The sequence below is a fragment of the Pseudooceanicola marinus genome (assembly GCF_020177265.1).
GTDB classification, from domain to species: Bacteria; Pseudomonadota; Alphaproteobacteria; order Rhodobacterales; family Rhodobacteraceae; genus Pseudooceanicola; species Pseudooceanicola marinus_A.
The window spans coordinates 45,353-60,911 of sequence record NZ_JAIVMC010000006.1 but is presented as its reverse complement, the minus strand read 5'-3'; the positions used below and the strand labels follow the sequence as shown (position 1 = coordinate 60,911).

At 68.6% G+C, this 15,559-nt stretch carries 15 protein-coding genes; 8 read left to right on the top strand and 7 right to left on the bottom strand.

Annotated elements, in window-relative coordinates; translation table 11 throughout:
* The first annotated feature begins 4 nt into the window (after window positions 1-4).
* A complete protein-coding gene (locus LC066_RS11150; protein WP_224898880.1) occupies window positions 5-3,394 on the top strand; it encodes an efflux RND transporter permease subunit in 3,390 nt (1,129 codons plus the stop codon).
* Window positions 3,395-3,504: 110 nt separating this feature from the next.
* Here LC066_RS11150 and LC066_RS11145 read toward each other — a convergent pair whose 3' ends face one another.
* The gene (locus LC066_RS11145; protein WP_224898878.1) at window positions 3,505-4,317 is read right to left on the bottom strand and encodes a protein-disulfide reductase DsbD domain-containing protein; all 813 of its coding nucleotides are present in this window, start codon (window positions 4,315-4,317) and stop codon (window positions 3,505-3,507) included.
* A 169-nt stretch (window positions 4,318-4,486) separates the two neighbouring features.
* Here LC066_RS11145 and LC066_RS11140 point away from each other — a divergent pair, with 169 nt between their 5' ends.
* Window positions 4,487-5,053, top strand: a complete 567-nt coding sequence (locus tag LC066_RS11140) for a YqgE/AlgH family protein (protein ID WP_224898874.1) — start codon at window positions 4,487-4,489, stop codon at window positions 5,051-5,053.
* Window positions 5,054-5,107: 54 nt separating this feature from the next.
* On the opposite strand, the gene LC066_RS11135 is transcribed toward LC066_RS11140, so the two are convergent.
* The gene (locus tag LC066_RS11135; protein ID WP_224898869.1) at window positions 5,108-6,061 is read right to left on the bottom strand and encodes an L-threonylcarbamoyladenylate synthase; all 954 of its coding nucleotides are present in this window, start codon (window positions 6,059-6,061) and stop codon (window positions 5,108-5,110) included.
* A gap of 166 nt (window positions 6,062-6,227) precedes the next feature.
* Here LC066_RS11135 and LC066_RS11130 point away from each other — a divergent pair, with 166 nt between their 5' ends.
* The 5 genes from LC066_RS11130 to LC066_RS11110 all read left to right on the top strand — a co-directional run bounded on the left by LC066_RS11130 (window position 6,228) and on the right by LC066_RS11110 (window position 10,381).
* Window positions 6,228-7,952 carry an acyl-CoA dehydrogenase gene (locus LC066_RS11130; RefSeq protein ID WP_224898866.1) on the top strand — a complete coding sequence of 575 codons (1,725 nt, stop codon included), beginning with the start codon at window positions 6,228-6,230 and terminating at the stop codon, window positions 7,950-7,952.
* A complete protein-coding gene (locus tag LC066_RS11125; RefSeq protein ID WP_224898863.1) occupies window positions 7,949-8,986 on the top strand; it encodes an MBL fold metallo-hydrolase in 1,038 nt (345 codons plus the stop codon). Before LC066_RS11130 ends, LC066_RS11125 begins: the two co-directional genes overlap by 4 nt.
* 43 nt (window positions 8,987-9,029) lie before the next feature.
* Window positions 9,030-9,488 (top strand): hypothetical protein, encoded by a 459-nt coding sequence (locus LC066_RS11120; RefSeq protein ID WP_224898860.1) that lies wholly within the window; start codon window positions 9,030-9,032, stop codon window positions 9,486-9,488.
* 74 nt (window positions 9,489-9,562) lie between these two features.
* The gene (locus tag LC066_RS11115; protein ID WP_222479092.1) at window positions 9,563-9,697 is read left to right on the top strand and encodes an aa3-type cytochrome c oxidase subunit IV; all 135 of its coding nucleotides are present in this window, start codon (window positions 9,563-9,565) and stop codon (window positions 9,695-9,697) included.
* Between the two features lie 57 nt (window positions 9,698-9,754).
* Window positions 9,755-10,381, top strand: a complete 627-nt coding sequence (locus LC066_RS11110) for a hypothetical protein (RefSeq protein WP_224898857.1) — start codon at window positions 9,755-9,757, stop codon at window positions 10,379-10,381.
* Between the two features lie 93 nt (window positions 10,382-10,474).
* Here the strand turns inward: LC066_RS11110 and LC066_RS11105 are convergent, their stop codons facing one another.
* Window positions 10,475-10,831, bottom strand: coding sequence for an AzlD domain-containing protein (locus LC066_RS11105; RefSeq protein ID WP_224898836.1), 357 nt, complete (start codon window positions 10,829-10,831; stop codon window positions 10,475-10,477).
* Complete coding sequence (locus LC066_RS11100; RefSeq protein ID WP_224898834.1) at window positions 10,828-11,562, bottom strand: AzlC family ABC transporter permease; 735 nt, start codon at window positions 11,560-11,562, stop codon at window positions 10,828-10,830. Before LC066_RS11100 ends, LC066_RS11105 begins: the two co-directional genes overlap by 4 nt.
* A gap of 121 nt (window positions 11,563-11,683) precedes the next feature.
* Here LC066_RS11100 and mobA point away from each other — a divergent pair, with 121 nt between their 5' ends.
* Window positions 11,684-12,304: a molybdenum cofactor guanylyltransferase MobA gene (gene mobA / locus LC066_RS11095; RefSeq protein WP_224898832.1), complete on the top strand. Its 621-nt coding sequence runs from the start codon at window positions 11,684-11,686 to the stop codon at window positions 12,302-12,304.
* A 5-nt stretch (window positions 12,305-12,309) separates the two neighbouring features.
* On the opposite strand, the gene LC066_RS11090 is transcribed toward mobA, so the two are convergent.
* The 3 genes from LC066_RS11090 to LC066_RS11080 all read right to left on the bottom strand — a co-directional run bounded on the left by LC066_RS11090 (window position 12,310) and on the right by LC066_RS11080 (window position 15,491).
* Window positions 12,310-12,792, bottom strand: coding sequence for a lytic transglycosylase domain-containing protein (locus LC066_RS11090; protein WP_222479102.1), 483 nt, complete (start codon window positions 12,790-12,792; stop codon window positions 12,310-12,312).
* Window positions 12,793-12,914: 122 nt separating this feature from the next.
* Window positions 12,915-13,757 (bottom strand): 4-(cytidine 5'-diphospho)-2-C-methyl-D-erythritol kinase, encoded by an 843-nt coding sequence (locus tag LC066_RS11085; RefSeq protein WP_224898830.1) that lies wholly within the window; start codon window positions 13,755-13,757, stop codon window positions 12,915-12,917.
* Between the two features lie 30 nt (window positions 13,758-13,787).
* Window positions 13,788-15,491, bottom strand: coding sequence for a tetratricopeptide repeat protein (locus tag LC066_RS11080; RefSeq protein WP_224898828.1), 1,704 nt, complete (start codon window positions 15,489-15,491; stop codon window positions 13,788-13,790).
* Window positions 15,492-15,559 lie beyond the last annotated feature (68 nt).

The following is a 15,559-nucleotide window of genomic DNA, read 5'->3' as shown; positions in this document are numbered from 1 at the left end:
GCCGATGCGCCCCGCCCCTCGACGCGCCACCGGCCTGCTGAGCTATTTCACCCGCCACCGCACGGTCGCCAACCTGCTGCTGCTGGTCATGCTGGCCGCTGGCGTCGCGTCCCTGCCGCGGATGCGGGCGCAGTATTTCCCCGACATCATCGTCGACACGATCAGCGTCTCTGTCCGCTGGGATGGCGCGGGCGCCGAAGACGTGGACCGCGCCATCGTTCAGCTGCTGGACCCGGAACTGATGACGGTCGAGGGGGTGATGTCCTCCGAGGCGCGCTCCACCGAAGGGTCCGCGCGCATCAGTCTGGAGTTCGAGCCGGGCTGGGACATGGCCCGCGCCGCCGATGACGTGCAAAGCGCCGTCGACGGGGTGTCGAACCTGCCCGAGGAGGCCGAGGAGCCGGAGGTCAGCCGATCCGCCTGGCGCGACCGGGTCACCGACGTGGTCATCACCGGCCCCGTGGGGGTGGACCAGATCGCGCGCTTCGCCGATGAATTCGTCACCCGGCTCTTTGCCGAGGGCGTGACGCGCACCACGATCCGCGGCCTCTCGGCGCCTCAGGTGATCGTCGAGGTGCCCTCGCTGAATCTCATTGCCCATGACGTGACCATGGCCGAGATCGCCCAGGCCATCGGAGCGGAGGTCGATGCCTCCCCCGCGGGCGACGTGACCGGGGCCAATGCGCGGGTCCGGACGGGACGCGAGAAACGCTCCGCCGAGGAGATCGAGGCGCTGGTGCTGCGCCGGGGCGAGGATGGTGCGGCGCTGACCGTGGGCGACGTGGCCCGCGTGCGGGGCGAGGGCACGGACCGCGAGCGCACCTATTTCGTCGGCGACGATCCGGCGATTTCCGTCCGCGTCGACCGGTCCGACACGGGCGATGCCATCGCCATCCAGGACAGCGTGGAGAAGGTCGCGGCCGAGATGCTGCCGACCCTGCCGGAGGGCACCTCGATCGACCTGATCCGCACCCGGTCCGAACAGATCACCGGTCGCCTCGACATCCTGATCGAGAACGGCGCCATGGGTCTGGGCCTGGTGCTGTGCCTGCTGTTCCTGTTTCTCAACGCGCGCTCGGCCTTCTGGGTGGCCGCCGGGATCCCGGTGTCCATGCTGACGGCCATCGCGCTGATGTATGCCTTCGGTCTGACTCTGAACATGATCTCGCTTTTCGCGCTGATCATCACGCTTGGCATCGTGGTGGATGACGCGATCGTGGTCGCAGAATACGCCGATGCCCGCGTGCGCCGCCGGGGCGAAGGCCCGGTGGAGGCCGCCGAAGGCGCGGCGAAGCGCATGGCCATGCCGGTATTCTCGGCCACGCTGACCACCGTGATCGCCTTCTTCGGCCTGACCGTGATCGAGGGCCGCTTCGGCGAGATGATCGCCGACATCCCCTTCACCGTGATCGTGGTGCTGATGGCCTCGCTGGTGGAATGCTTCCTGATTCTGCCCAACCACATGTCCCATGCCCTGGCCCATTCCGGCGAGGAACGCTGGTACGACTGGCCGTCGCGCCAGGTGAACCGTGGCTTCGGCTGGGTGCGCGACCGGCTGTTCCGCCCGGCCATGGGGCTGGTGATCCGCCTGCGCTACCCGGTGCTGGCGCTGGTGCTGGTGATCTTCGCCGGGCAGATGTCGAACTTCATTCGCGGCGACCTGCAATGGCGCTTCTTCAGCTCGCCGGAACGCGGGTCGGTCACCGGCAACTTCATGATGGCCCCGGGTGCGACCCGCGACGACACGCTGGCGATGATGCGCGAGATGCAGCGCGCGACCGAGGCCCTGGGCGCGCGGTATGAGGCCGAATACGGGGTGAACCCGGTCGATTATGCCATTGCCGAGATCGGCGGCAACTCGGGTCGGCCCCTGTCGGGATCGGACAGCAAGGAGCCGGATCAGCTGGGTTCGATCACCATCGAGCTGATCGACCCCGACTTCCGCCCCTATTCCAGCTCTGCCTTCGTCAGCGCCCTGCAGGAGGAGGTGCAGCAGCACCCGCTGGCCGAGGTGGTCAGCTTCCGCGGCTGGGGCTCCGGCCCGGCGGGCGACTCGCTTGACGTGCAGTTCTCGGGTGCCGATCCCGACACCCTGAAGGCCGCCAGCCAGGACCTGCAGCAAGCCGTGCTGCGCTACCCCGAGGTTTCTGCGGTGGAGGACAACCTGTCCTACGACAAGGAAGAGATGATCCTGGAGCTGACCCCGCAGGGCGAGGCCCTGGGGTTCTCGGTGGATGAACTGGGCCGGGTCCTGCGCAACCGGCTGAACGGGATCGAGGCGGCGACCTACCCGGTGGGGCCGCGCTCGGCCGAGATCCGGGTGGAGCTGCCGGAGGAGGAGCTGTCGGCGGATTTCCTGGAACGGATGATGCTGCGCAGCCCCGAGGGCGTCTACGTGCCGCTGGCGGATCTCGTGACGGTCGACCGCCGCTCCGGCTTCTCCACCGTGCGGCGCGAGAACGGCTTGCGCCTGCTGTCGGTGAACGGTGAGATTTCCGATGACGACCCGGCGCGGGCCGAGGAGATCCTGCGCACGCTGGAAACCGAGATCCTGCCGCGCATCGCCGCCGAACGGCAGGTGGAGTTCCGCCTGTCGGGCCTGGCGGAGCAGGAGGATGATTTCCTCAACGATGCGCTCTTCGGGCTGGTGATGGTGCTGACGGGGATCTACCTCGTGCTGTCCTGGGTCTTTGCCAGCTGGACGCGGCCGCTGGTCGTAATGGCGATCATTCCCTTTGGCCTGGTCGGGGCCTTCTGGGGCCATGCCCTCTGGGGGGTGCCGCTGTCGATGTTCACGGTGGTGGGCCTGCTGGGGATGACCGGGATCATCATCAACGATTCCATCGTGCTGGTGACCACGGTTGATGAATATGCCGAAGGGCGGGGCCTGCGCCCGGCGATCATCGACGCCGCCGCCGACCGGCTGCGGCCCGTGATGCTGACCACGCTGACCACGGTGATGGGGCTGGCGCCGCTGCTTTACGAGAAATCCAGCCAGGCACAGTTCCTGATGCCCACGGTCATCACCCTGGTCTACGGGCTGGGCTTCGGCATGGTGCTGGTGCTGCTGGTGGTGCCGGCGCTGATGGCGATGCAGGACGACGTGGGACGGATGCGGGCCGGGCTGCGCCGGGCGCTGCGCACGCGCCGTGCGAGCGGGTTGCGCGGCCTGATGGGGCTGGGCCTGGCGCTGGTGCTGGCGTGGTTCGCGGCCACCCTGGGCCATGTCCTGTGGCAGGGGGCGCTGCCGTCGGTCCTGGCGGGGCTGGTGCCCGGTGGCGGGGGGCTGGCGTCGGCGCTGCTGCTCTATCTCGCCGGGGCGGCGGTGATCGTGCTGGCGCTCTTCGCGGTGGCGGGTCTGACCCTGCGCGGGCAGGCCGGAGGCACGGCCTGACAAGGTGAGCCTGACACGGCGATCCTGACACTGGGTGCCTCACGCCAGACGGCGCGGTGACGTCAGCTGCGGACAGCTCCGGAGGACGGCAGGAGCAGGGGGCTCCCGCCTCAGCGGGCCGGGCAGCCCTCGATCTCGACCGCGTAGTTGTGGCCCAGTACGGTAATCTTCAGGCGCGAGCGATCCAGGTGCAGGCCGGTGGCGCCGGGGCTCAGGATCGCCTTGGACACCAACGTATCGCCCTCCCGGCGACTGACCGAATCCGACACGACCGCACCGGGCACATGCGGCTCGAAGACAGTCACCTCGGTGCCCCCGGCGGAGGGCATGCGGATGCGCGCCTCGATCAGCAGGCCCTTGTCCTTGGGGCGCACGGCACAGGTGACGGAGCTGACCCGCGCCTCCTGCTCGCTGTAGGGCCGGCCGGCCAGCGCGGCGGCGATGGCCGGCGTGCGATTCCCGCCGGCGGGCAGGGTGCCGGCCACGCTGATGTCCAGCGGCACGCAGACATTCTCGCAGATGCCGAGGAAGATGTCGCCGCGCAGCTCCACCGGGGCTCCGTCGCGCGTGGGCGCGATACGCAGCGGCAGGACCACGTGATCGTGGTAGCCGATGGAGCGCATCCCCGACAGCTCGAAGACCTCCGGTCGCGGCCAGATCACCTCGACCCGCTGCAGGTTGTCGGACCCCGACCAGTTGAAGCTGGGCGGGATGCCCGCGCTGCCGGGCTGGCGCCAGTAGGTCTTCCACCCGTCGGCCAGGGTCAGTTCCAGGCCCGCCACATGGGTCCCGTCGGCCTCGCGCCAGCCGGGCAGGATGCGGGCGGTCAGGTACTCGGCATAGGGATTCGCCGCCGCGGGCAGCGGCAGGGCGGCCATCAGCAGCGAGAACAGGGGGATAAGGCGGGTAATACGTCGGATCATGGCCATAGACATGGCGACAGACGGGGCAATTGCCAACTCACAAAGCAGAGACAGGCGCGGGGTGGATTCAGGTTTGGGTGCTGAATAGCGCCTTAATGGTTGCAAATGATGCGAGAGCGCGTCAAAAGAGTGGAGGTGGGGTTAAGTACAAGTCTTGGGGGCAGAGCAATTGCCTGGACTATTCGATCTCACTGGCAAGATCCTCATCGCGATGCCAGGCCTGTCTGACGAACGGTTCGCCAACACGGTGATCGTTCTATGCGCACATTCGGACGAAGGTGCAATGGGCCTCGTGGTGAACAAGCCCGCGGACCATGTGTCCCTGCCGTCCCTTCTCGACCAGCTGGAGATCCCGCGCCGCGCCGACCTGTCGGGCCGGTCGGTCTATGCCGGCGGCCCGGTGGAGATGGAGCGCGGCTTCGTCCTGCATTCCCCTGACTACGATACCGAGATGTCGACGCTGCAGGTGAACGAGCAGTTCGCCATGACCGCGACCCTCGACGTGCTGGAAGATATCGCCGCCGGGCAGGGTCCGATGCTGGCAATGGTCGCCCTGGGCTATTGCGGCTGGGCGCCTGGACAGCTGGAAGACGAGATCGCGCAGAACGGCTGGCTGGTCGGCGATCCGACCGGCGGCCTGGTCTTCGAGGCCGAGGATGATCGCAAGTGGGACTTGGCCATGTCCGGCCTGGGAATCGACCCGCTGAGCCTCTCGGCCGTCGCGGGCCGCGCCTGACCGGGGCAGGCCGCCTTTCGTCGTTCCGATTTTCGAGAAATCCGCGTGTCGGGATCAGTCCCGTGGCGCCGCAGCCCGGCGCAGCCGGTCGTTGATCGCGCGGCCAATGCCCGTCTCGGGGACGGGCGCCACGGCGATGCGCTCGATCCCGTCGCGGTCCATTTCATGCAAGCGGCGGAAGAGATTGGCCGCGGCCTCGGCCAGGTCGCCAGTTTGGGACAGCGAATAGCGGCTGTCGGAGGGGCCAAAGGCCAGCAGCACCTCGTCCGGGCGCGGATCGGTGACGTTCAACCGGACCTGCCCGCGTGGCGCGTAGTGCGACAGCATCTGGCCTGGCGCCTCGATCTTCTCGGCCTGCGCCTCGGGGGCGGGCAGAGTCAGGCCGGTGTGCTCCAGGATTTTCTCCGCGCCGATACCGCCGGGGCGCAGCAGGCGCAGGGCGCCGTCGGGGGCGACCGACAGGATGGTCGATTCGACGCCCACGTCGCAGGGGCCGCCGTCGATCACCGCCGCGATGCGCCCGCCGAGGCCGTCGATCACATGGGCCGGTTCTGTCGGGCTGATCCGGCCCGAGGGGTTGGCCGAGGGGGCGGCCAGCGGGCCGCCGAATTCGCGCAGCAGGGCACGCGCCGCCGGGTGGGCGGGCATGCGGATCGCCAGCGTGGGCAGGCCCGCGGTGACCCGCGGCGCGACGGCAGCCCCGGCGCACAGGGGCAGCACCAGGGTCAGCGGGCCGGGCCAGAAGGCGCGGGCCAGCGCCAGGGCCTCGGGCGGGAAGTCGGCCAGGCGCTGTGCCATCTCCATGTCGGCGACATGGGCGATCAGCGGGTTGAACGAGGGGCGGCCCTTGGCGGCATAGATCGCGGCCACCGCCGCGTCGGAGCCTGCGTCCCCGGCCAGCCCGTAGACCGTTTCCGTGGGCATCGCCACCAGCGATCCGGCCCGCAGCAGATCCGCCGCGCGGGTCAGCGCGGTGGCATCGGTGCCCAGGATCTCGGTCTTTACCATGCTGATACGTATGCCTCTGGCCCGGCTCCGGCCTTCCGCGATGCGGGAGTTGTGACGCCGCGTTTGACTTTGATGCCCACCGGGTCGCGGTTAGATATCGAACCCGGGCCGGGCTGTCCTACAGCCGGTGCCGCAGCTTGCCAAGATGCTGAGGGAGGAGACCCACATGCCATTCCGCGCCCCCGTCGATGACGTCCGGTTCATCTTCGACAATGTCGTCGATTTCGACAAGGTCGCCGCAACCGATCGCTTTGCCGAAGCCTCCTCCGACACGGTCGACGCGATCCTGGGCGAGCTGGCCCGCCTGTCCGAAGAGGTCTGGGCGCCGATCAACCGCGATGGCGACACCGATCCGGCGATGCTGGAAAACGGCGTGGTGCGCACCTCCAAGGGCTTCAAGGAGGCCTTCGGTGCCCTGGCCGAGGGCGGCTGGCTGGGCCTGTCGGCGGCGGAAGACAGCGGCGGCATGGGGCTGCCGCTGGCGCTGACCTCGGCGATGAACGACATGCTGTCGGCCTCCTGCCTGTCGCTGGGTCTGAACCCGCTGCTGACCCAGGGCCAGATCGAGGCGCTGGAAAACCACGCCAGCGACGCGCTGAAGGCGATGTACCTGCCCAAGCTGATCTCGGGCGAATGGACCGGCACGATGAACCTGACCGAGCCGCAGGCCGGGTCGGACGTCGGCGCGCTGCGTTCAAAGGCCGTGCCGAACGGCGATGGCACCTATGCGATCTCGGGGCAGAAGGTCTACATCTCCTGGGGCGATCACGATTTCGGCGGCAACGTCTGCCACCTGGTGCTGGCGCGACTGCCCGACGGGGTGCCGGGCACCAAGGGCATCAGCCTCTTCATGGTGCCCAAGTACATTCCCAACGAGGACGGCTCGTTGGGCGAGGCCAACAGCCTGCGCGTGGTCAGCCTGGAGCACAAGATGGGCCTGCACGGCAGCCCGACCGCGGTGATGGAATACGACGGCGCCACCGGCTGGCTGGTCGGTGAGGAGCACAAGGGCATGGCCGCGATGTTCACCATGATGAACAACGCACGCCTCGGCGTCGGCATCCAGGGGCTGGGCGCCGCCGAAGGGGCCTACCAGAAGGCGCTGGAGTTCGCGCTGGAGCGCAAGCAGGGCCGCACCCCGCTGGAGGGCAAGGGTGGCACCGGCGCCATCGCCGATTTCGCCGACGTCCGCCGGATGCTGGGCGAGATGCGCGCCGATATCTTCACCGCACGGTCGATCGCGCTGGCCTGTGCCGTGGCCATCGACATGGGCCATGCCACCGGCGAGGCGGAGTGGAAGGCGCGCGCCGCCTTCCTGACCCCCATTGCCAAGGCCTTCGGCACCGAAACCGGCATGCGCGTCTCCGAGATGGGGATGCAGGTGCACGGCGGCATGGGCTTCATCGAGGAAACCGGTGCGGCGCAGTTCTACCGCGATGTCCGCGTGACCGCCATCTACGAGGGCACCAACGGCATCCAGGCGATGGACCTGGTGGCGCGCAAGATGATGGACAAGGGCGAGACGGCCTTTGCCCTGATCGACGAGATGCAGGCCTTCACCGAAACGGCGCGCGCCAGCTGCGACACCCTGGCCGAACCGCTGTGGCAGGCCATCGAGACCCTGCGCGAGGCGACCGAGTGGATGCTGGCGCAGGGCGACCTGAACGAACGGTTCGCCGGCTGCGTGCCCTACCTGATGGGCTTCGCCCGGGTGTTGGGCGGCTACTACCACCTGAAGGCCGCGCTGGCCGAGGGCGGTGAGGGGCCCCGTTCGCGCCTGGCCGCCTTCTACCTGAAGCGGCTGCTGCCGGAACATGCGGGCCTGCTGGCCCATGCCACCGTGGGGGCTGCGGACCTCTATGCGCTGAGCATCGAGGACCTGTCGGCGTGACCGTCGCGGGCGCCATCCGTTTCCCCTGGGAAGAGGCGCCGGCCCCGGGGGAGGTGGTGGAGATCGCCGAGGGCGTGCTGTGGATCCGCCTGCCGCTGCCCATGGCCCTGAACCACGTGAACATCTACGCGCTGGACGATGGCGACGGCTGGACCCTGGTGGATACCGGGGTCCATACGCGTGAGGCGAAGGCGCTGTGGCAGGACCTGCTGGCGGGTCCCCTGGCGGGCAAGCCCGTCACCCGCGTTCTGATCACCCATCACCACCCCGATCACATTGGCATGGCCGGCTGGTTCATGAAGCACCACGGGGCCGAGCTTCTGACCTCGCGCACCTCCTGGCTGATGGCGCGGATGCTGATCCTCGACGAGGAAACGCGCCCGACCGAGCAGGCGGTGACCTTCTGGACCCGCGCCGGGATGGATCCGGACCTGCGCGCCAAGCGCGAGGGGGACCGGCCCTTCAACTTCGTCGACGTGGTCCATCGTCTGCCGCCCGGTTACACCCGCCTGCAGGAAGGCGAGGTGATCCGCGCGGGCGGCCGCGACTGGGACATACGCATGGGCAACGGCCACGCGCCCGAGCATGTCACGCTGTGGTCTCGGGACGACAACCTGGTGCTGGGGGGCGACCAGCTCCTGTCGTCGATCAGCCCCAACATCGGCGTCCATGTGACCGAGCCCGAGGCCGACCCCTTGGCCGAGTTCCTGGAGGCCAGCCGCCGTCTGGCCGCCCATGCCCGCGAGGACCAGCTGGTGCTGGGCGGTCACAAGCTGCCCTATACCGGGCTGCCGATGCGGCTGCGGCAAATGATCGACAACCACGTCTCGGGACTGGAGCGGCTGAAGGGCTTCCTCGCCACCCCGCGCACCGTGGTCGACTGTTTCCCGCAACTGTTCATGCGCCGCATCGACGAGGGAAATTACGGGCTGGCCATGGCCGAATCCCTCGCGCACCTTAACTATCTCCACAGGCGGGGTGAGATTACCCGGCGGCTGCGCGCGGATGGCGCCTGGGAGTGGCAGAGCCACTGACCGGTCGCCTCCGCGTCCCACGCGGGCAGGAGAGAGGACCGAGATGCGCGAAACCATGGTATCGACCAGCGCCGAGATGGCCGAGGACGCGGTGCAGCCCTGCCGGCACGAGGTGCATTCCGATGGCCGCACGCCGCAGGGGCCCTTGCCCGAGAACGTGATCGACAAGCCGGTGGAGAAGAAGAGCGCCGCTGCCTGGGCCTATGAGCGGCTGATCCTCTACATCCAGCAGTTCGAGGAAAGCCTGAACGGCGACGAGGAGGTCGCCATGGGCTTCGCCGGCGGTGACGCGGGCGTCCTGCGGATCGAGGGGATGGGCTATTTCGACCCCGACATCGTGACCTTCACCGGCACCGATGCCCAGGGGGCGAAAACCCAGCTGGTGCAGCATGTCAGCCAGCTGTCAGTGATCCTGCGGGCGATGCCGAAACGCCCCGAGGTGGCGGAACCTGCCCGCATCGGCTTCCGCCTGCGCCGGGATCTGGAAAACACCGCCAGTTGAGCGACCGAAACAGGTGACAGGGACCGATCTTTGCAGTATTCCCGGCCCTGTAACGACCACCGGGAGGATAGACGATGGCCGAGCACAAGCATGGCGAAATGGACATTGAACCGCAGGAAAAGACCTTCGAGGGCTTCATCAAGGCTGCGATGTGGGTCTGCGGCATTTCTATCGGCGTGCTGGTCTTCCTCGCCCTGTTCAACAGCTGATCCCGCGCCTACCGCGTCGGCGGGCAAGCCCGGCAGGGCCGATCGACGGAGAATTCCATGAAACGCCTGATCCTTGCCCTGGCCGCCATCGGCGTGCTTGCCGGCTGCGCTGCGAAAAATGCCGGCTATGAACAGCCGGCGCCCGAGATGGCGGAGGATTCCTACCGCCACCCCGGTCCGCCGTCGCTGACGCTGATCACCATCCGCTCCAATGACACCGGCAAGGGTGCGCATACCGCGCTGCTGATCAACGGGTCGGAACGGGTGATCTTCGATCCCGCCGGGTCCTTCCATCATCCGCAGATCCGCCGCGAAGGCGACGTCCTGGTGGGCATCAGCCCGGCCTTCTGGGAAGGCTACCGGTCGATGCACGCGCGCGACACGCACCATTTCGATACCCAGACCGTGACGGTCTCTCCTGAAGTGGCTGAACAGGCCCTGCGCCTGGCTTATGCCCGTGGCGGCGTGGCGGGGGCGCAATGCGCGCTGTCGACCTCGGGGCTGCTGTCGAAGCTGCCGGGCTTCGGCGGCATCCGTCAGACCTGGTGGCCCAACCAGCTGCAGGAGTCCTTCGAGGAGGTGACGGGCGTCGAGCCGACCTCCTACTACGAGGATTACAGCCCGGTGCCCGAGGGCGCGATCCTGGGTGTCGACCGGACCACGGTCGCCCGCGCCGAGGGCTGACAGGCCCGGATGCGATGGACATGAAAAAGGCCGGCCCGGTGACGGGCCGGCCTTTTCTCTGTCCGGAAGGGGCAGGGCGCGGCTTTTGCGGCGTCAGCCCATCAACCACAGCATCAGGTAGAGGGTGCCCAGGCCGCAGACGATGGCCAGCAGGGTGCGCCGGAACATCACCCCCAGGGCCAGGGTGACCAGCGCGGCGGTCAGGCGCGGCGGGTCCAGTTCGCCCCCCGTGGCGCCGGGCCAGACGACGAGCGGCGCCACCAGCGCCGGCAGCACGGCGACCGGCGTGTAGCGCAGGTGGCGCAGCAGCCATTCCGGCATCTGCCGGTTGCCGATCAGACCGAGGAAGGCAAAGCGCAGGGCGAAACTGCCCAGGCCCAGCCCGATGATGACGATCCACAGGTCGACGCGGTCGATGGCCGCACCGGTGGCGAGGTTGGTCCCGTTCATGCGCTGGCCTCCGTGGTGCTGCGTTTCTCGATTGCGGCGCCGGTCATCATGCCCGCCAGGGCGGCGATCAGCAGGCCGAGGTTGTAGGGCAGCCCGGCAAAGATCAGCGCCAGCGCGATGGCCACGCCGCAGGCCGCGAGGTGCGCGACCGAGCGCAGCATCGGCGCGACCATGGCGATGAAGGTGATCGGCAGGGCGAAGTCCAGCGCCAGCTCCGGCGGGATGGTGGATCCGACCATGGCCCCGATCACGGTGAAGACGTACCAGAAGGGACAGATCGGGATGATCACCCCGAAGAAATACCCCACCTTCTGCGACAACGACCAGTCACGGTGCTTTTCAAAGGCCATGACGGAACAGGCATAGCTTTGATCCACCAGGAAATAGGCCGCCAACGCCCGCTGCCACAGGGGCGCGCCGCCGATATGCGGGGTCAGCGAGGCGGAATACATCGCCATCCGCAGGTTCACCGCCAGGGCCGAGACCAGCGCCACCGCCACCGGCGCCCCGTCGCGCAGCAGTTGCAGCGAGGCGAACTGTGACGCGCCGGCGATCACGGCGATGGAATAGACCAGCGCCTCGTAGACCTTCAGCCCGGCCTCGGAGGCGACCACGCCGAAGAGCATGGCGAAGGGGCCGACGACCAGCAGGAAGGGCGCGCCATCGCGCATGCCTCGGAGGAAGGTCGCGCGGGCGCTGGCGGGGGAGGGGGTTTCGGCGTAGGCTGTCATGAGGCGTATCGCTACCCGGCAACCCGGCCAGAGGCAATCCGAGATACATGCACAACGCATATTCCGCATCTTCCGGTATGGACGGACGCAGGGCCGATAATCGGCGTGACGGGGGCCGCGCATGATGCGGCCCGGCATGATCCTGGCCGGCGGGTTGTCGCGCCGCATGGAGGGGCGCGAGAAGGCGCTGCTGCCACTGGCGGGGCGTCCGCTGCTGTCCCATGTCATCGACCGGGCGGAGCCGCAGCTGTCGCACCTGGCGCTGAACGCCAATGGCGATCCCGCACGGCTGGAACGCTTCGGCCTGCTGATCGTGCCCGATCACCTGCCCGAGGGGGTGCCGGAGCGTCCCGGCCCGCTGGCTGGCGTGCTGGCGGCGATGGACTGGGCGGCGGGGCTGGGCGCCGAGCGGGTCTTCACCCTGGCGGGCGATCAGCCCTTCCTGCCCGGGGATTTCGTGCCGCGCCTGCTGATGGCCGCCGAGGACCACGACGGCCCGGTTCTGGCGCAAAGCCGCGACGCGGACGGAGAGATGCGCCTGCATCCGACCTGTGCGCTCTGGCCCGTGGCGCTGGCCGAGGACCTGCGCAGCGCGCTTCAGGCCGGGCAGCGTCGGATGATGGGTTGGGCGGAAAGTCGGGGCGCCCGGGCGGTGGAGTTCGCCGCGCCCGGCCTCGACCCCTTCTTCAACATCAACACGCCCGAGGATCTGGCCCGGGCGCAGGTGCTGATGGACGGCTGAGAGCCTTACTCGCTGCGCAGGCCGGTCTCGACCAGCATGTCCTGGCGCTTGGCCTCGAAGTAGTAGCCGCGGGCGTACCATTTCACCGCCGTCGCCTCGTCCCCGTCGGACAGCAGCCAGGCGCCGCGCAGGTATTTCACCGCGTATTTCAGGTTGGTTTCCGCATCCAGCAGGTCCCGCGGCTGGCCGGCAAAGCCCATGGAGCGGGCGGTGGCCGGCAGGATCTGCATCAGCCCGTAGTAGGGGCCGTTGCGGGCGCCGGGCCGATGGGTGCTTTCGCGGATCACCACCCGTTGGACCAGGGTCACCGGCACTTCGTATTCCGCCGCATATTGCTCGATCAGCCCACGAAGTTCGGGCGTCTCGTTGGGGTAGAGCGGCGCCGTATCGCGGAAGGCCATGGAGGGCTGTTCGGGATCGGGCGTGCTGCAGGCGGCAAGGGGCAGAAGGCAGGCGAAAACCAGGGTCAGGGTGGTGAGGGGGCGCATCGGCCAGGCTCCGGTAAACTCGGTTACCAAGGGCTTACGGCAGGGGGGCGAAATCGCAAAGCGCAACGGGGCGCGATAGGCGGAGGGTTGCGCAACGCAGCCGGGCGAGAGCCCTTTTTTGCCTAGCTGAGACGCGTATCGACGACCCACCAGTCAGGCTGCGCGGCGCGCAGCATCCGCGCCGCCTCCGCCGCCGCCGCGCCATCGGGGAAGAGCGCGAAACAGCTCGCGCCGGAGCCGGACATGCGCGCGAGCAGGCAGCCCGGCAGGCTGGCCAGCGCGCTCAGCACGGCGCCGATGGCAGGCTCCAGCGCCAGGGCCGGGGCCTCCAGGTCGTTGCGGGTGGTGGCAAGCCAGGCGGCAAGGTCGGCGGGCGTGGCCAGATCTTCGGGGATCTCGCCCATCCCGGGATTGTCGCGTTTTTCCAGCCGCTTGAAGACGGCAGGCGTGGCGACCGGGCGGCCGGGGTTCACCAGCACGGCGGGCAGGGGCGGCAGGCCTTCGAGGGGCGTCACCACCTCTCCCAACCCCTGCATCCGCGCGGCACGGGCCGTCAGACAGACGGGCACATCGGCGCCCAGCACCTCCGGGTGGTCGGGCAGGGGCGTGCCCAGATCGGCCAGCCCGCGCAGCACGGCGGCGGCGTCCGAAGACCCACCCCCGATGCCCGCCTGGTTCGGCAGATGCTTCTCCAGCGCGATGGCGACGGGGTGCCCGGCAAGGCGCGCGGCCTTGAGGCACAGATTGCCGTCGTCCACGGGCACACCGGCGCTACAGGGGCCGGTGACGGTCAGGGAATAATCCTCGGCCGGGGTGACGGAGAGGCGATCGCCCAGGTCCGCGAAGACCACGAGCGAATCAAGCAGGTGATAGCCGTCGGCGCGCTGGCCGGTGACGTGCAGGGCCAGGTTCACCTTGGCCGGCGCCAGCAGCGCGGGCCCGGTGGGCATGTCGGTCTGGGTCATCGGAACCTCGGGCAGCCTTGAAGGGGCGGATCAGCCGCCGTCGGCGGCGACCTGTTCCGTGCCTTTCTGCTCTTCCGCCAGCACGGCGTCCAGCCCCGCGGCCAGCTTGCGCCGGATGCGGTCGGCCTCCTCCTCTTCGGGATCGAAGGACAGGGCGCGGGTCCATTGGAACTGCGCCTCGCGGATGCGGCCCACCTTCCAGTAGACATCGCCCAGGTGGTCGTTGATCACCGGATCAACGGGCATCAGCTCTGCCGCGCGTTCCATCTGCACGACCGCGTCCTCGTAGCGGCCCAGCTGGTAGAAGGCCCAGCCCAGGCTGTCGACGATGTAGCCCGAGGAGTTGTCCAGCTCGACCGCGCGCTCGATCATCGTCAGCGCCTCGTCCAGGTTCTCCCCCTTCTCGACCATGGCGTAGCCGAGATAGTTCAGCAGGTTGGGCTGATCGGGGTTGATCGCCAGGGCGGCGCGGAAATCGGTCTTGGCGTCTTCCCAGTTTTCCAGGCGTTCCTGGCTCATGCCGCGGGCGTAGTAGACGAACCATTTCGACGGGTCGTCGCCACTGTAGAGATCCAGCGCCGCGTCATAGGCCTGAACGGCGTCCATGTGGCGGCCCTGCCAGCGGTAGTGATCCCCGCGCGAGGCCTGGATCTTGGGCAGGGTGGGGTAGGTGGCGGCCAGCTGGTCCAGCACCTCGATCGCCGCATCCTCGCGGCCGGCGCGGCGCAGGGCCGTGGCGCGGCCCAGTTCGGCCAGGTAGAAATTCGGGTTGTCGCGCGGCACGGCGCGGTAGGCGCGGGTCGCCAGCTCGGGGCGCTCCAGGTCCTCCAGCAGTTCGCCCGACAGCAGGATGGCATCCACATGGTCGGGGCGCAGCGCAGTGGCGATGCGGGCGTAAAGCAGGGTGTAGGCCTCGGCGGTTTCCTGTTCCAGCGCGGCGGCCACGGAATAGAACACCTCGGCCACCCCATCGGCGACGGAGGTGACATGGCTGTTGGGCAGGGTTTCCCCAGCGGCCAGCCGTTCGCGCAGGTCCTGAATCTCCATCCCCGGGTCGGAGCCGAAGATGTTGCCCAGCAGGGTCAGCGCATCCTCGTTGCGATCGAGCTGCGACAGGGCCTCGACCCGGGCCAGCACGCTGCGGCGGGTCATCTGCACCGGGTTTTCGCCGTCGGAGGCATAGAGCGCCTCGGCGCCCTCGTAATCCCCCACGTAGGACAGGGCCAGCGCCTTGTGATAGCGGGCGAAGCGGGCCAGGCCGGGTTCACCGGCGACGCTGTCGAACCGCGCCAGTGCGGCGCTCATGTTGCCCTGACCCAGTTCCATCCAGGCAGCCAGCAGCCCGTCGACCAGCGGGCCGATTGCGCGGCTCTGCTCGATGCGGGTCAGGACCGAGGCGTAGTCCTCGCGTTTCACCGCATCGACGATCAGGGCCATATGGCCGACCTGGCTGTCGATGTTCATCTCGTCCAGCCGCTGCGCCGGGCTGACGGCGGCATCCACCGCCCCGGCGGAGACCTGTGCCATGATCAGCCCGTCCAGCAGCAGCGGTTCGCGCGGCTGATCGCCAAGCGCACGCATGTAATAGTGGATCGCCGCATCATAGTCGGAGGTCAGCCGGGCCTGGCGCGCGGCAAGGTAGTTGCCGGCCAGATCCGCCGCCGCCACGGGCAACGGCAGCAGGACGGTGCAGGTTAGCGCCGTAAGCGATGCGGAGAGCTTCATTCCTGTCATGCCGGACCCCTCGATACTTCTGGTCAGGCGAGACTAGAAGCGGGCGGTCGCGAAAGCAATGAGGGGCG

What these genes read in the sequence shown, in the direction of transcription:
- LC066_RS11080 (WP_224898828.1), bottom strand. Translation starts at nt 15,491, where the DNA reads ATGACAGGAATGAAGCTCTCCGCATCGCTTACGGCGCTAACCTGCACC.
- LC066_RS11120 (WP_224898860.1), top strand. Translation starts at nt 9,030, where the DNA reads ATGCGCGAAACCATGGTATCGACCAGCGCCGAGATGGCCGAGGACGCG.
- mobA (WP_224898832.1), top strand. Translation starts at nt 11,684, where the DNA reads ATGATGCGGCCCGGCATGATCCTGGCCGGCGGGTTGTCGCGCCGCATG.
- LC066_RS11110 (WP_224898857.1), top strand. Translation starts at nt 9,755, where the DNA reads ATGAAACGCCTGATCCTTGCCCTGGCCGCCATCGGCGTGCTTGCCGGC.
- LC066_RS11130 (WP_224898866.1), top strand. Translation starts at nt 6,228, where the DNA reads ATGCCATTCCGCGCCCCCGTCGATGACGTCCGGTTCATCTTCGACAAT.
- LC066_RS11105 (WP_224898836.1), bottom strand. Translation starts at nt 10,831, where the DNA reads ATGAACGGGACCAACCTCGCCACCGGTGCGGCCATCGACCGCGTCGAC.
- LC066_RS11100 (WP_224898834.1), bottom strand. Translation starts at nt 11,562, where the DNA reads ATGACAGCCTACGCCGAAACCCCCTCCCCCGCCAGCGCCCGCGCGACC.
- LC066_RS11135 (WP_224898869.1), bottom strand. Translation starts at nt 6,061, where the DNA reads ATGGTAAAGACCGAGATCCTGGGCACCGATGCCACCGCGCTGACCCGC.
- LC066_RS11085 (WP_224898830.1), bottom strand. Translation starts at nt 13,757, where the DNA reads ATGACCCAGACCGACATGCCCACCGGGCCCGCGCTGCTGGCGCCGGCC.
- LC066_RS11115 (WP_222479092.1), top strand. Translation starts at nt 9,563, where the DNA reads ATGGCCGAGCACAAGCATGGCGAAATGGACATTGAACCGCAGGAAAAG.
- LC066_RS11150 (WP_224898880.1), top strand. Translation starts at nt 5, where the DNA reads ATGCGCCCCGCCCCTCGACGCGCCACCGGCCTGCTGAGCTATTTCACC.
- LC066_RS11145 (WP_224898878.1), bottom strand. Translation starts at nt 4,317, where the DNA reads ATGATCCGACGTATTACCCGCCTTATCCCCCTGTTCTCGCTGCTGATG.
- LC066_RS11090 (WP_222479102.1), bottom strand. Translation starts at nt 12,792, where the DNA reads ATGCGCCCCCTCACCACCCTGACCCTGGTTTTCGCCTGCCTTCTGCCC.